The organism is Rhodococcus sp. NPDC057014 (genome assembly GCF_042673295.1).
Taxonomy (GTDB): domain Bacteria; phylum Actinomycetota; class Actinomycetes; order Mycobacteriales; family Mycobacteriaceae; genus Rhodococcus_F.
Window position 1 is genome coordinate 1 of sequence record NZ_JBHUSF010000292.1, and the last position, 11,910, is coordinate 11,910.

17 protein-coding genes and 3 pseudogenes are annotated in these 11,910 nt (G+C 67.8%); 12 read left to right on the top strand and 8 right to left on the bottom strand.

Features of this window, described 5'->3' with window-relative positions; all coding sequences use genetic code 11:
* The 3 genes and pseudogenes from ACFTZB_RS36050 to ACFTZB_RS36060 form a co-directional block, all read left to right on the top strand.
* Positions 1-150 (top strand): annotated as a pseudogene (locus ACFTZB_RS36050) (acyl dehydratase); the annotation flags it as partial.
* A 245-nt stretch (positions 151-395) separates the two neighbouring features.
* Entirely contained in the window at positions 396-551 is a 156-nt protein-coding gene (locus tag ACFTZB_RS36055; protein WP_007296776.1) for a DUF6131 family protein, read from the top strand.
* A gap of 338 nt (positions 552-889) precedes the next feature.
* Positions 890-1,366 (top strand): hypothetical protein, encoded by a 477-nt coding sequence (locus ACFTZB_RS36060; RefSeq protein ID WP_378439217.1) that lies wholly within the window; start codon positions 890-892, stop codon positions 1,364-1,366.
* Between the two features lie 87 nt (positions 1,367-1,453).
* Here the strand turns inward: ACFTZB_RS36060 and ACFTZB_RS36065 are convergent, their stop codons facing one another.
* Complete coding sequence (locus ACFTZB_RS36065; protein ID WP_378439219.1) at positions 1,454-1,870, bottom strand: MerR family transcriptional regulator; 417 nt, start codon at positions 1,868-1,870, stop codon at positions 1,454-1,456.
* Positions 1,871-1,998: 128 nt separating this feature from the next.
* Between ACFTZB_RS36065 and ACFTZB_RS36070 the strand changes: the two genes are divergently transcribed.
* Entirely contained in the window at positions 1,999-2,442 is a 444-nt protein-coding gene (locus tag ACFTZB_RS36070; protein WP_378439245.1) for an Hsp20/alpha crystallin family protein, read from the top strand.
* A gap of 65 nt (positions 2,443-2,507) precedes the next feature.
* Complete coding sequence (locus ACFTZB_RS36075; RefSeq protein WP_378439220.1) at positions 2,508-2,831, top strand: hypothetical protein; 324 nt, start codon at positions 2,508-2,510, stop codon at positions 2,829-2,831.
* A 280-nt stretch (positions 2,832-3,111) separates the two neighbouring features.
* Here ACFTZB_RS36075 and ACFTZB_RS36080 read toward each other — a convergent pair whose 3' ends face one another.
* The gene (locus ACFTZB_RS36080) at positions 3,112-3,420 is read right to left on the bottom strand and encodes a hypothetical protein (RefSeq protein ID WP_378439222.1); all 309 of its coding nucleotides are present in this window, start codon (positions 3,418-3,420) and stop codon (positions 3,112-3,114) included.
* Between the two features lie 307 nt (positions 3,421-3,727).
* Here ACFTZB_RS36080 and ACFTZB_RS36085 point away from each other — a divergent pair, with 307 nt between their 5' ends.
* The 3 genes from ACFTZB_RS36085 to ACFTZB_RS36095 all read left to right on the top strand — a co-directional run bounded on the left by ACFTZB_RS36085 (position 3,728) and on the right by ACFTZB_RS36095 (position 5,496).
* Positions 3,728-4,177 (top strand): pyridoxamine 5'-phosphate oxidase family protein, encoded by a 450-nt coding sequence (locus ACFTZB_RS36085; RefSeq protein ID WP_378439224.1) that lies wholly within the window; start codon positions 3,728-3,730, stop codon positions 4,175-4,177.
* A 188-nt stretch (positions 4,178-4,365) separates the two neighbouring features.
* On the top strand, positions 4,366-4,545 hold the full coding sequence (locus tag ACFTZB_RS36090) for a YegP family protein (RefSeq protein WP_276144420.1): 180 nt from the start codon (positions 4,366-4,368) through the stop codon (positions 4,543-4,545).
* A gap of 297 nt (positions 4,546-4,842) precedes the next feature.
* Positions 4,843-5,496 (top strand): PAS and ANTAR domain-containing protein, encoded by a 654-nt coding sequence (locus ACFTZB_RS36095; RefSeq protein WP_378439227.1) that lies wholly within the window; start codon positions 4,843-4,845, stop codon positions 5,494-5,496.
* Between the two features lie 386 nt (positions 5,497-5,882).
* Here the strand turns inward: ACFTZB_RS36095 and ACFTZB_RS36100 are convergent, their stop codons facing one another.
* The gene (locus ACFTZB_RS36100; protein ID WP_378439229.1) at positions 5,883-6,401 is read right to left on the bottom strand and encodes a GAF and ANTAR domain-containing protein; all 519 of its coding nucleotides are present in this window, start codon (positions 6,399-6,401) and stop codon (positions 5,883-5,885) included.
* 246 nt (positions 6,402-6,647) lie between these two features.
* Here ACFTZB_RS36100 and ACFTZB_RS36105 point away from each other — a divergent pair, with 246 nt between their 5' ends.
* The gene (locus ACFTZB_RS36105; RefSeq protein WP_378439231.1) at positions 6,648-6,917 is read left to right on the top strand and encodes a hypothetical protein; all 270 of its coding nucleotides are present in this window, start codon (positions 6,648-6,650) and stop codon (positions 6,915-6,917) included.
* A gap of 66 nt (positions 6,918-6,983) precedes the next feature.
* Here ACFTZB_RS36105 and ACFTZB_RS36110 read toward each other — a convergent pair.
* Positions 6,984-7,086 (bottom strand): annotated as a pseudogene (locus ACFTZB_RS36110) (LuxR family transcriptional regulator); the annotation flags it as partial.
* Here ACFTZB_RS36110 and ACFTZB_RS36115 point away from each other — a divergent pair.
* Positions 7,081-7,275 (top strand): annotated as a pseudogene (locus ACFTZB_RS36115) (superoxide dismutase family protein); the annotation flags it as partial. The pseudogenes ACFTZB_RS36110 and ACFTZB_RS36115 sit on opposite strands and share 6 nt — an antisense overlap.
* 185 nt (positions 7,276-7,460) lie before the next feature.
* On the opposite strand, the gene ACFTZB_RS36120 reads toward ACFTZB_RS36115, so the two are convergent.
* Together ACFTZB_RS36120 and ACFTZB_RS36125 are read right to left on the bottom strand one after the other, a co-directional pair.
* Positions 7,461-7,952, bottom strand: coding sequence for a hypothetical protein (locus ACFTZB_RS36120; RefSeq protein ID WP_378439233.1), 492 nt, complete (start codon positions 7,950-7,952; stop codon positions 7,461-7,463).
* Positions 7,953-8,196: 244 nt separating this feature from the next.
* Complete coding sequence (locus ACFTZB_RS36125; RefSeq protein WP_378439235.1) at positions 8,197-8,421, bottom strand: hypothetical protein; 225 nt, start codon at positions 8,419-8,421, stop codon at positions 8,197-8,199.
* Between the two features lie 774 nt (positions 8,422-9,195).
* Here ACFTZB_RS36125 and ACFTZB_RS36130 point away from each other — a divergent pair.
* Both ACFTZB_RS36130 and ACFTZB_RS36135 read left to right on the top strand, forming a co-directional pair.
* Positions 9,196-9,522, top strand: coding sequence for a hypothetical protein (locus ACFTZB_RS36130; protein ID WP_378439237.1), 327 nt, complete (start codon positions 9,196-9,198; stop codon positions 9,520-9,522).
* A 503-nt stretch (positions 9,523-10,025) separates the two neighbouring features.
* Positions 10,026-10,460, top strand: coding sequence for a hypothetical protein (locus ACFTZB_RS36135; protein ID WP_378439239.1), 435 nt, complete (start codon positions 10,026-10,028; stop codon positions 10,458-10,460).
* A 162-nt stretch (positions 10,461-10,622) separates the two neighbouring features.
* Here ACFTZB_RS36135 and ACFTZB_RS36140 read toward each other — a convergent pair whose 3' ends face one another.
* Together ACFTZB_RS36140 and ACFTZB_RS36145 are read right to left on the bottom strand one after the other, a co-directional pair.
* The gene (locus ACFTZB_RS36140; RefSeq protein WP_378439241.1) at positions 10,623-11,489 is read right to left on the bottom strand and encodes a hypothetical protein; all 867 of its coding nucleotides are present in this window, start codon (positions 11,487-11,489) and stop codon (positions 10,623-10,625) included.
* A 210-nt stretch (positions 11,490-11,699) separates the two neighbouring features.
* Positions 11,700-11,910, bottom strand: a 211-nt coding sequence (locus ACFTZB_RS36145; RefSeq protein WP_378439243.1) for a hypothetical protein, incomplete at its 5' end; no start/stop codon positions are given.

Here is an 11,910-nt window from a genome sequence, read left to right on the forward strand (position 1 = left end):
GTGGGCGACCGCCTGATCTGCGACGTCTTCCTCGACTCGTTCCGCCACGCCGCCGGCAACGACATCATGGTCACCAAGACGATCATGCTCGACCAGCACGACACCCCGGTGCAGACGATGTGGACCACCCTGGTCGCCTACAACCGCTAATCGCCCAACCGGCCCCTCCTCGTTCAGAGCTCCGGATTCGGCCAGCGCGAGTCCGGCACCCGCAGGACGAGAATGGTGCGCTTCTTACAGGGACCAGCACAAACCAGGAGTGAGACCTACCGGGGCATGGGTGCCACCTCGCGGCCGACCCGGCGTATCCCGCTGGCGACCATACTGTTTTCCGACTAGGACGACCGGGTAACCCCCGGATGAAGGGCGCGCGCCGCGCCGGGACGAGGTTCATCGTGATCATTCTCGGACTGATTCTGCTCGTGATCGGATTCGTAGCGGGCATCTCGATCCTCTGGACCATTGGGATCATCCTGTTGGTCATCGGAGTCATCCTCGCGTTGCTCGGCGCCACCGGCCGCGCCGTCGGCGGCCGCCGTCACTGGTTCTGAAGGTTCGCGAGTCGGCGCCCGCTGCCCATCGCAGACATCGTGCATCCGCTGCACCCCCAGCTGGCCGCCGCCGCGCAGGCCTGCTGACCGACCGCTGCGACGGCGGCGCCCCCACGTTCTACGACCACATCCGCGGCTGGGCGGCCCCGAGGGGCGAGGCCATCGGGGCGATCACCGCCGAACCCTGTGAATCCTCACCTACCGCACCGTGCCGGAGCTGATGATCGCGACCGAAGAGGCAGACACCCTTTGGTTCCTCCGCCGGCACGGGGCGGCTCGGACCGCAGGCACCACGGAACGGGCGCACACGGTTCATGATGAGGGGCGTGAGGATCTGGATGTTGGTCGACCCCGAACCCGGACACGAGCGTCTGCGCATAGGAGACCGAATCGAAGCCGCGACGACCTGGTGTCGACCGGAGATGCTGCCGGCGGAAGTGGTGAGCTGGGACGTCCCCGTGCACGTCGAGCGCGTCGCCGCCCACCGCCCCGGCGAATACGACTGGGTAGCCCGCAACAACGACCACGTATCCGCCCTGCTCGCGGACTGGAAAGAACCCGAGGGTCCCACCGCGATCTCGGGCTGCCTGATCTACGACCGCCACCTGCACCTGTTTCACCCCACCGTGCCGACGACGCGGGGGCGCGTTCTTCGCCGCGCCGTCATCACGCGCGAGGCAACCCGCACCCCGAACCCACACGGCGGCTACTCGGTCACCCCGTCGCGACCGCCCACCTTCACCGAACGCGGCCACGTACCACCGGACCGGACCGTGACGTGGAACTGCGTCGAACTCGACACCGACGACGAGTAGGTCATCCAGGCACGATCACCGGGGCGTCCCGCAGGCGGGGATGCTGCCCGGGGGCCGATCCCGTCGGGTCTGTGCGGGCCGTGGGCGTCACCTGCGGGGCGGCCGGTCCCGCACGGCGTCGTCGTCGGGGGTACGGGTGGGGCCCGGGTGATCGGTGATTGTCTCGGGATCCTGCTCGGCGCGTAGTTGCGCGTTGTCCGCTTCCAGGCGGCGGTTGTCGCGTTCGAGTTCGTCGGTGCGGGTCTCGAGGTCGAGGACCCGGCCGACGCCGACCAGGTTGACACCGGCGTCGATGAGTTCGGCGATCCGCCGCAGCCGCGCCAGGTCGTAGTCGCTGTAGCGGCGGGTACCACCGCTGGTGCGCCCCGGGGTGAGCAGCCCGTAGTCCTCGTACAACCGCAGCGCCGCGATCCCGAACCCGGACAGCTCGGCGGCCACCGAGATGCCGTACACCCCTCGCAGCGATGGCGATTCGGGGTCATACCGTTCGGATCCTGGGGACACCACCGGCTCCGATCAAGAATTTTCTCGCCCAGCCTCTTGTCACATTCTACGACAGATGCTATACCAAACCTACAGCATCTGCTGGAGTTTACCTGGTGGAATGGAAAGGGTTTCAGGAGGTGGACATGATGTTGATGCGGACGGATCCGTTCCGCGACCTCGACCGTCTGACGCAGCAGATCCTCGGCACGACGGCCCGTCCGGCGGTGATGCCGATGGACGCCTGGCGTGAGGAGGACCGGTTCGTGGTGGAGTTCGACCTGCCCGGTGTCAGCGCCGACTCGCTGGATCTGGATGTCGAGAAGGACACGCTGACGGTGCACGCCGAACGGCCCGCACTGAACGAGACTCAGGAGATGGTGGCTGCCGAGCGGCCGCGCGGGGTGTTCAGCCGACAACTGTTCCTCGGGGAGAACCTCGACGCGGACCGGATCGAAGCCAGCTACGACGCCGGGGTGCTGCGGTTGACGATCCCGATCGCGGAGAAGGCCAAACCCCGCAAGATCGAGATCAGCAGCAAGGGTCATTCCGAGAAGAAGGCGGTCACCGCCCGGGGCGCGGCCGACACCTGAGGCGAGAGGGAAATTAGGTGACACGTCGACCGAGGCCGACAAGGCCCGGGTAGGGGGTGAACATCATGACAGGGGCGAACACGGTCACCGAGGTCAATGCCACCTGGATCCTGGAGCGCACCGAATCTGCGGTGGTGTGGCCCTGGCACGAGCTCGACTACACGCTGCTCGCAGCCGATTCGGACCCCATCCTCGCCGACGCGCTCACGCCGCAGGCCGTGGTCCTGCTCGCACGGTTGGCCACCGCACCGGCCGGCCCGCGCCGCCCATCGGCTCCCGCCTCGACGGCGTGGACGATCTCGGAGCCCCCGACCGCGGCGATCCGGGCCACGCAGCGCTCCCCACCGAGAGTCGGAAAGACCAGTGCCGGGACCACATCTCATACGTGACGACGCGCAAAGGGGTGATGAATCAGACGAACGCATGCCGTTGACGGGGTTCGCCCGCGGCCGCCGCCGTTACCTGTCATCCTTCGCACGCGGCGCGGCGAACCCCGGGCACACCGCCCGCCCACCGCCGAGCAACCGACAAGTGCGCCCCCCGGCGGTTTCCGACCCGACCGAGCGGACCGATCCGCATCCCTGTCGTTCCCCTCCATACCCCGCTCCCGCGAGGTCCACCCACGACCGGATTGTGGGTGAGCCCGGTGCGATGGCACCCACATTGCGGCTAGGGACTCAGGTTGGCCGCATGGACGGTCGACGGGGTCGCTCCGCGCGGAAAAAGGTGAAACGCCAGGCTTTCCGGATCGTCGGGGCAGCGGAAACACAGGTGGTGATCGTCGAACCAGGCGAACCATTCCTCCCACGAGATGTGCTCGAAATAGTGACCCGACCGGGCCCCGAGGAAGTCGACGAGCAGCACCTGCGCCGAGCAGACCGCGCTCGTGTCCGGGACCCGGGCCGGGGCGCCGCGGTGCAGTTGGATCCACCGGCGGATCTCGTCGTGGTCGATGGTGTCACATACCCGCATACTCATTCCGTTGCCTCCGCGTGTCGTTCCCCGGGACCGATCTGCGATCGACGACCTTCCCGGAGCTGGTGCCCAGCACCTGGTGGCCGAGTGCCCCGGCGGACGAGTCGGAAACGGCGGGTCCGACGAAGACCGCCATCGCGGTGGCCACGCACCCGTCGTCGAGTCGAGTCCGAGCACCCCGCGTGGAGGAGGTCCGGGCGGGCCGTCGATGCGGTGGGGCGAGTGACGTTGTCCCCTATTGAGGGTGGTTGCTGTCGGGAGATGCTGAAGGTGTCGACAGAGCACTTTGCGGCAACCGAACTGGGACGTGATGGACCCTCGCCCAGGACCGACGGCGGCGAACACCGCCACGGACGGGCCTCTCACCACACGGGAGTGCCTGGATTTCCTGCGGTCGGTCCCCGTCGGGCGGCTGCTCTACACCGAGAACGCCCTGCCGGCGGTGCGGCCGGTGACCTTCGCCTGCCCGGACGGGCAGATCGTCATCCCGACCGGAGACAATCCGTGGTTCACCCGCTTCGAGGGCACCGTCCTCGCCTTCGAAACCGGAAACATCGCCGCGTCGACGCGCACGGGCTGGTCCGTGCTCGCGATCGGCCGCGCCCGACTGTTCGCCGGCACGGACGGTCTCGGCGGGTTCGACGATCCCACCGGTTCCCCGTGGAGTAAATCGGCCGGCGATTGTTATCTCCTCATCGACATCGCCTCGCTCAGCGGCCACCGCACCACCCTGTTCCGCCCCACCGGTGACCACCGCTGACGACCTCGGCGCCGTGCGGAGAGCGAGTGAGTGTGAGCCCACGAGGGCGGAGTCGACCTCGAGGTGCAGGCGCCGGACAGACACTCGAGAGCCGCAGGTAATCGTCCGGTTCCGGTGCCACCGGCTGGCCGGTCGGCTTACGGTGAGCGTTGTCGGCGACCGCCGTGGATTCATCCCGAGGAGGGGCGATGACTGCGAAGTTCGAGCTGTTCAAGGACACCGCCGGCCAGTTCCGGTTTCACCTCAAGGCGGCGAACGGCGAGATCATCGCGGCCAGTCAGGGCTACACCTCGAAGGCGGCGGCCCAGAACGGGATTGCGTCGATCAAAGCCAATGCGGCGACCGCCCCGACCGAGGACCTGACCTGACCCCCCGCTCATGCGGCCGGAGGTCGAGGGCGGACTGCTGACGCTGCTTGCGCACCTGGGGATGGGGTACTCGCGTCCTACGTTGCACGCCTGGTCGCCCCCTCCCGCGGTTTAGTCGGATGGCGGATCGACGGTGAGGTTGCCGGTGTCGGCGAACGCCTTTCGAGGAGGTTCCGGTGTGTTGCCGAAACATTACTGAGACCGCAGTTCCCACACACATCACACCGTCAGACCACGAACCTGATCACGGACGAAGTCCGTGCAACTTGCCGGTTACCGATTTGCTAGAAAATAGGCGTGGAGTCAGAGCAGGTGTTCGGTGGCGGCGAGCCGCAGCGAGTGGGCAGTTTCCGGTTCTTCCTGGACGGGCAGCGGTGGGAATGGTCCGACGCGGTCGCCCAGATGCACGGCTACCGTCCCGGCGAGGTCACTCCGACCACCGAATTGCTGCTCTCCCACAAACACCCCGAGGACCACCCGCACGTCGCCCGGGTCCTGGACCGGATGATCAACGACGCCGAACCCTTCAGCAGCAAGCACCGCATCATCGACACCACCGGCAAAATCCACCAGGTTGTGGTCGTCGGCGACCGCATGCACGACGACACCGGCGCCGTGATCGGCACGACCGGTTTCTACATCGACATCACCGACTCACACCGCAACGACGTCAAAGACTCCGTCGACGAAACCGTCGCCGCCCTCGAACAATCCCGGGCGGTGATCGAACAGGCCAAGGGGGCGCTGATGCTGGTCTACGGCATCACCGCCGACCGCGCCTTCGACATCCTCACCTGGCGCTCCCAAGAAACCAACACCCGGCTCCGCACCCTCGCCGAACGGCTCGTCGCCGCATTCGGCGATCTCGAACCCGACACCGCCCTGCGCACCCGATTTGACCACTTGCTGCTCACCGCCCACCAGCGCCCCGGACGATCGGGGCAGCCCTGACGCTCCCGCGCGCTCCCGACCGGTCAGGCACCGACCTGACCTCTTCGCTGGCCCCCAGGAGCACTCGCGAAGCGACCGGACCCGGTGCGGGGATTTGGTGCCGGAAGGTGCCGTATCCGGGATGCGGAGCCGCGGCCAGACCCCTTAGATCGGGACCGCGTCCCCTCTCGGCCCCCTTTGTAGGGGCCGAACGCCGCGCGCGGGCCGCAACCTACGGAATCACCGGCCCGCGCGGGGCCCGGCGACCCGCCCACCCCAACCGGTACCGCAGGCCTCAGCTGCCCGGCCTGTCCTGCACGGTCACGGCGAGGGTTTGTCGGGTCCGTGTTCGATCAGGTTCAGGGCGATCTCGTTGAGCGGAATGTTGGTGTGCTGGGACCGTCGGGTCAGGATCGCGAACGCCTGTCGGCGTCGATCGAAAACCGGTGCATCAGGATGCCCTTGGCCTGACCGATGATGTCCCGAGACGCCAGGGCATCACGGAATTGCTCCTCCCGCTGCGAGGCGATCAGCGCGATCGCCGCGTGCGTGGCCAGAGTGCCGCCGATTCTGACCGCGTCGTCATCGAACGCGCCCGGCTGGCTCGAGTGCAGGTTCAACGCCCCCATCGTGTTCTCGGTGGTGTAGAGCTGGAACGCCAGCATCGACCGCGCCCCGATCCGGGCCGCCTCCGGCGCGAACAACGGCCAGCGCCCCTCGGTGGCCATGTCCGCGACCAGAACGGTTTCGTGCTGCCAGATCGCCTGCACACACGGCCCGTCCCCCAGCCGGTGCTGAAGTTCGTCGATCAGCGTCGGCAACTCCGACGTCGCCGCCCGCGACTGAAACCCCCGTCCGCGGGTGACCAGAGTGATGCCGGCATCCTCGGCACCGGGAACCACATCCCGCGCGGCTTTGGTGATCACCTCCAGGGTGCCCTGAATGCTGGCGTGTCGGCCCGCAGATCCCGGGCGATCTGTTCGATCTCGGCCCGCAACCGGTGCTCGAACCCACCACCCCCCACCGGCAGTCCGGCCCTCCTCAGAGCTCATACCCCATCGTTACACCGACCCACGAGTCACGTCTCCCCCATTGCGGTGCGACAGATACAGTCGGACCGATGCACACCCCACTCCGCGGTCCCCGAGTGAGCCAGGCCGGGTGGTGTTCCCGTGGATGCTGACCACACTGCTGACCACGCCGATGTCGTCGTCGGCGGCGGCCACGGCGACGAACTCCTCGCCCGGGCGGTGATCGAGGCCCTCAAATCGGGAAGGTCGTGGGCGCAGATCGCCGCGCAACTCGGCGTGCCACCGCCACCCACCCGTGACGGCGGCGATCTGACCGAGCATGACTGGCAGGAAGCCATCATCGCCCACGAGAACGCCCGGGCAGCCCGGCTCAGCGACCGGACCTCACCCCGGCGACCCGAGACGCCCTGAAGCGACAACGCATCGATACCTCGGCAGTCACGCCCGGCATTGGCCTGCGCAGGGGAACCGCCGGAGTCAGAGCTCGCAGAGCGATACCAGCCCGTCCTGCAGCGCCCGGATCAGCAATCCGGCCTTTGTCGGCCACGGGCCGACCGACGGCGGCGTACTTCGCCCCCCGCAGAACGAGACCTGGCTCGATGTCACGACCGATCAAAATCGTGCCGCGCAGGCATCGACGACCGTCGCTTGGGAGTTCCGTGCCGACGAGGCCAAGTCGGTGGTGCTGCACGCGCAACGCACCATGACCGGCCCCGGGCAGGCCGGCATGGCCGGGGATCGTCTCGCCTGCATCGACGAGGACTTCTGACCCCTCCGCCCCGCGGCGGCTGCTCTGCTGCGCACCGCACACCAACGGGCTTCGCGTACGAGAGAGGCACACAAGACCCGACCAACCGGTGGCTTAACCCATGACACCCGCGAATCTCGCCCGGCACTCTTTCGCGGCGCGAGAATGTCCCGGCTCGAACCGCTTTCCGAGGCCGGATGTGCCGTCTACGCGGCCGCCAGGTCGGGTGGGTCGGGAAGGTCGACGTCGAGGACGAAGTCCAGCCAGATCAGGGCGTCGGCCAAGATTTCCGCGCGCAGGGTGATGTCGAATTGTTCGGCGGCGGTGAGGGACTTCTCCCCCTCCACCACATCCTCGGCGAGGAACGCCGACACCGTCCCCAGCACCCACCGCTCCGACACCGGCATAGCCTCGCCGACGACGTACCGTCGACCATCGGTGAAGCGGACGTCGAGGATCACCGTCTCCTCCGGACCCGCGCCGCCCAGCCGCGCGATGATCACGCCGACGGCGGCGTCGACGACCCAGGCGAGCACATCACCGTACACCGGCCGGCCCCCGGTCGGGTGCATCTCCGCGCACACCCGGGAGATTTCGCCCGAGAACTGGGCGGCATCCCGGTCACCGACCAACTGCAACAGTCGACCGCCGAGAGCCGCGGCCGGCGAGCTGGTGGGGTTGCCTGCGTTCGATCCCATACAAGAGGGTGCCCAGGCCCGGGCCCCATCACGCAGACCAGCCGGTACGAAAACCGTTCATGGGAGACGACTTCTGGCGCCGACCCGGCCGGCGCCGCCGACCATCGCGATCCCGCGTGCCCCGAGGGCGGGAGGGACCAGCCGCCTCACCGTTGACGATTCACTCTCAGCTGGTGCTCTGGCCGTCGACATGGCGAGCACCGTCTCTCGGATGGGGCCGGTTGGTGCCGGGCTGTGGGCGGGGCTACCAGCGGTAGACGACGCTCGGGTTCGGCTCGTCGCTGCCCCGAATCGCGACCGGCGTCGCCGGCGTCATCAACAGGCGCACCGTCGAGTTCTGGCTGACGAAACCGACGAAACCGCCGTTGCCGTTGTCGAACAGGCCCCGGATGGCGTCCTCGAGGCCGTGGGCGGTGGCCGCATCGGCGAGCGGATACCGGACCCCGTCGTAGATCGCTTCGTAACTCATGATCCCTCTCCCGCCGCTGGTCGTGGTCCTCCCAGCGTAGAAGCGCCGCAGCGTCATCGACCCCGGTGCGGGGCGCGAGAAACATCCCCTCGTCCGGCTCGGCGGGACGAGACATGTCACGGAGCGGCACGACAAAGCGTGCTCATCTCTCCGCAGAAGCCGGTCAGGTGCCCCCAAACCCAGCCAGGCCTGCGGACTGTGGCCCGGGCGCGGCGGAACCGATAGTGTGGTGCGGCCGAACGACGGCCCCACACTTCCGAGATCAGCACTCGGGCACACCGTTGGTCGCCCACGGAACATCCCGCCCCCTCGCCCAACCCGTCGACACCCCTCCCGTGGTGGCATCGCCGGTACCCTCGGATCCACCGGACAGGGAGGTCAGCTGTGAGCGCAAACGAAGAAGCAGAAGGTACTCACCCAGTTGGAACTGATGATCAACCCGACCAATCCGGACTTCGCGCCCCCAGCCGACAGCGGTGAGCCAACACAGCGTCACGAACGCCTCCAAGAATTCCACCGGCAGGTGACAGACGCGGCCGACGACGACCCGATCATCGACCGAGTCGCTCGCGAGATCGGACTGCCCGAATAAAAACATGCCTCACGTGCTCTCCGGGGCAGGGAAGGCACCGAGCCAGTCTTTGGTACCCACTACCAGCGCGAGAAACCGCCAGGGCCCCAGGCACAGTCGCCGGTCCAGGTACAGCGCAGGTGCTGGTGCCCTCGCTCGCGGCATCGACGACCGGACCACCCGAGCCACCCCGAAGGAGGATCATGACCGCCGCGACGCCACCCGAATCAGGTGCCACCAGCGACGGGAGTTCCTCTGCGTGTGCCCGACCCCGGCCGCCGCGCAGAAGATCACGGTTGCCGTCGGCGTCGTTCGCCCTCGGGGTGGTGTCCCTCGTGTCGTTCTGGGTGTCCGGACTCGGGTTCGTCCTGGGTGTGAGCGCCGTGGTGTGCGGCGCGATCGCCGCATCCCGGTCCGGTGCGGCGGAGGATGAGCCCGCCTCGCTGCGGGCGTTGCTCGGTGTCGTCACCGGAGTCGCGGGGATCATCGTGTCCGCGATCGCGCTGTTTCCCGTCCTGGAGCACCTGTGACCGACGCACTGCCGCACAGCCGTCACCCCAACCCCTCAACCCTCGATCCTCGGTCTTCGGTCTTCGGTCTTCGGTCTTCGACACGGATCCGCACCGCCCGTGACCGCCGTTCCCGGCCCACATCTGCCCACCCCACCACCTCCTTCCACACCAGCCGCACCGACGACGGGATGCCGAACTCGGCGGCGCTGCCCGGGTCCCGGGAAGCGGGTATCGCCGTAACCGTCGCCCTGACGCTGCGGACCACTGGTGTGCGCCGTTCCCCGGATCGCTCGCGCCGGCCCTGCTCGCGCTCGTCGCGGCCGCCGGCATCGCCGACCTGACCATCGCCGCCCTCTGACGACTTCCCGCATGCCGGTCTCGGCGACATCGCACGTCCGGCGCGGGTTCACACCCCGGATCTCCTACCTGGATGCCCCGTCTCGTGGTCGAATCATTCTCCTGGGGAGTGACTCTCAGGAAATTCACAGGCACCGCGGGGTCGGGTGATGCGACGATGAAGCATGCGCCGCCATCGTTGGCCGGCCCTCGCGCCGCCCACCACCGGAGGGATCGTCGTGCACACGGGCATGCCGATCGCGGCAGAGAAGGACCTCGCCCTCGAATTGTCCGCGGCGACCGCGTTCGCATCCGGGCTGGCGCTGCGGTTCACACTGTGCGTCACCGGTGTCCGCGGCGACTTCGCGCGCTACGAAACCCGGCCCCTGACCGACCCCGGTGACTGGTCGGCGCAGTGGTCCTACCTGGTCGTGCACATCGGCGCCGACGCACCTCAGGCCGTGACAGCGACCGCTTCCGGGGCGGACAGGAAGATGTCGAGCACTTCGAGCACCCCGGCGGTATCGTCGACGAACTCCACGGCCGCATACTGCGAACCAGCCTCGTCGTGTCGGTATCCGGGCACGACGGTGATGCGGTCACGGTGCTCGGGGAGGTGACAGCTTTCGGCAATGAATATCTATTCCTCTCCTTACTTTCACTTCATTCTTCGATCGCGTGGGGTGCCCCCGCGATCCCCCGTGCAGACGGGGATCGCATTTCTCGGCTGCAGCGTCGGCTGCGTACCCGGGCGCACCGACACGCGGCCGGATTTGTCGCGGTCACGGCCGCGGCAGATTCCGGTATGCGTGGGCTCGGGTACTGATTGCCTCGGTGACGTCGGTGACCGCGGCCGCGGGTGACACAGTCGTCGCCGCGAGGGCGGTGTGGGCGTGGGTCAGGCGGTCGACGTGGGCGGAGGATTCCTCAAGTCGGCGGCAGCGTTCATCCTCGGCCCGGACTGTGTCCTCGGCGGCGGCGAGTTCGGTGTCCAGGTCGGCCACGGTGTCCGCAGCGTGGCACAGCGCCGCCGCGGCGTCCTCGATCTGGGTGCGCGCCCGGGTGTAGGCCTGATGATCATCAGGGGTGAGAATCCCCGGGTCGGTGTGAGCGGCCGCGGTGACCGCCTCCTGCAACTCGGCGGCAGCCTGAACCCGGGTCCCGAGGTCCCACATGGCAGCCCGCAGGTCCAGATCGGTAAACAGCCCGTCCCGGAACGCACGGGAGCCCTTGATCTGCTCGACGGCGAGGACGGCGTCACTCATCAGCTGCCGCAACTCGTTCGGGACCTGCTGCAGTTGTGCGCCGGCGATCCGGGCCGGCTGATGTTTGCGGACGTGGCGGGTAAGAAGGTGCAGTCCACCGATCGCCCCACCGGTCAGCAGAAGCGTCACCAGCAGCGTCGTCCCGGCCTCCGGTGAGACGTCGAGGAAGTCGGCGACCACCTTCTCCGACCGCAGCGGGTCGGCGGTCCCCCACACGACATGAAGAAGGGCCGCTGCCACTCCCCCGACCACCAGTGCCAGCGTGGTGACCATCGCCGAGAACGTCCCGATCGCGGTGACCACCCCGAGTGCGGACCCCACAGCATGGGCCAGGTGCGCGCGTCGCGGCTCGGACTCGTGGAGAACAACGGTGTCCCAGTGCACCTCAGGCCTTTCAGTGGTTGGCCTTTCGGTGGTTGGCCTCTCGGTGGTCATGCTCTACTCACCGTCGCTTTCCGAGTTCGAGGAGTATCGGTCGCCCCGATACCGTCCCCGGGTGCGAGATACACAAAGGTCAGCATTCTTCTCTCCCCTCCCCGACCACAAAAGCCGGTCCGTGTCGGAATCTATCGGAAGGCACCCACATATTTCGTCTCACGCCGACCTCGGATGCGACTGCGCCGTATCGAGTGCGGCCACGCCTATCCCGGCACTGCGGTGAAGGCGCTGCTGCTGTTTCGACGATCCCGCGGCTGCGGGTGTGGCCTTGTCGATCTGTTCCAGCGCGATCGGCAGGCCCTCGCCAATTGGCGAGGGCCACAACGCTCCTGACTGGTTACAGGGAGTCAAACTCCGCTTCGGAGAC

Bases quoted from the DNA above. Each gene is read 5' to 3' on its own strand.
- ACFTZB_RS36130 (WP_378439237.1), top strand. From the start codon at position 9,196: ATGACCGCCGCGACGCCACCCGAATCAGGTGCCACCAGCGACGGGAGT.
- ACFTZB_RS36120 (WP_378439233.1), bottom strand. From the start codon at position 7,952: ATGGGATCGAACGCAGGCAACCCCACCAGCTCGCCGGCCGCGGCTCTC.
- ACFTZB_RS36075 (WP_378439220.1), top strand. From the start codon at position 2,508: ATGACAGGGGCGAACACGGTCACCGAGGTCAATGCCACCTGGATCCTG.
- ACFTZB_RS36085 (WP_378439224.1), top strand. From the start codon at position 3,728: ATGGACCCTCGCCCAGGACCGACGGCGGCGAACACCGCCACGGACGGG.
- ACFTZB_RS36090 (WP_276144420.1), top strand. From the start codon at position 4,366: ATGACTGCGAAGTTCGAGCTGTTCAAGGACACCGCCGGCCAGTTCCGG.
- ACFTZB_RS36070 (WP_378439245.1), top strand. From the start codon at position 1,999: ATGTTGATGCGGACGGATCCGTTCCGCGACCTCGACCGTCTGACGCAG.
- ACFTZB_RS36135 (WP_378439239.1), top strand. From the start codon at position 10,026: ATGCGCCGCCATCGTTGGCCGGCCCTCGCGCCGCCCACCACCGGAGGG.
- ACFTZB_RS36080 (WP_378439222.1), bottom strand. From the start codon at position 3,420: ATGAGTATGCGGGTATGTGACACCATCGACCACGACGAGATCCGCCGG.
- ACFTZB_RS36125 (WP_378439235.1), bottom strand. From the start codon at position 8,421: ATGAGTTACGAAGCGATCTACGACGGGGTCCGGTATCCGCTCGCCGAT.
- ACFTZB_RS36060 (WP_378439217.1), top strand. From the start codon at position 890: ATGTTGGTCGACCCCGAACCCGGACACGAGCGTCTGCGCATAGGAGAC.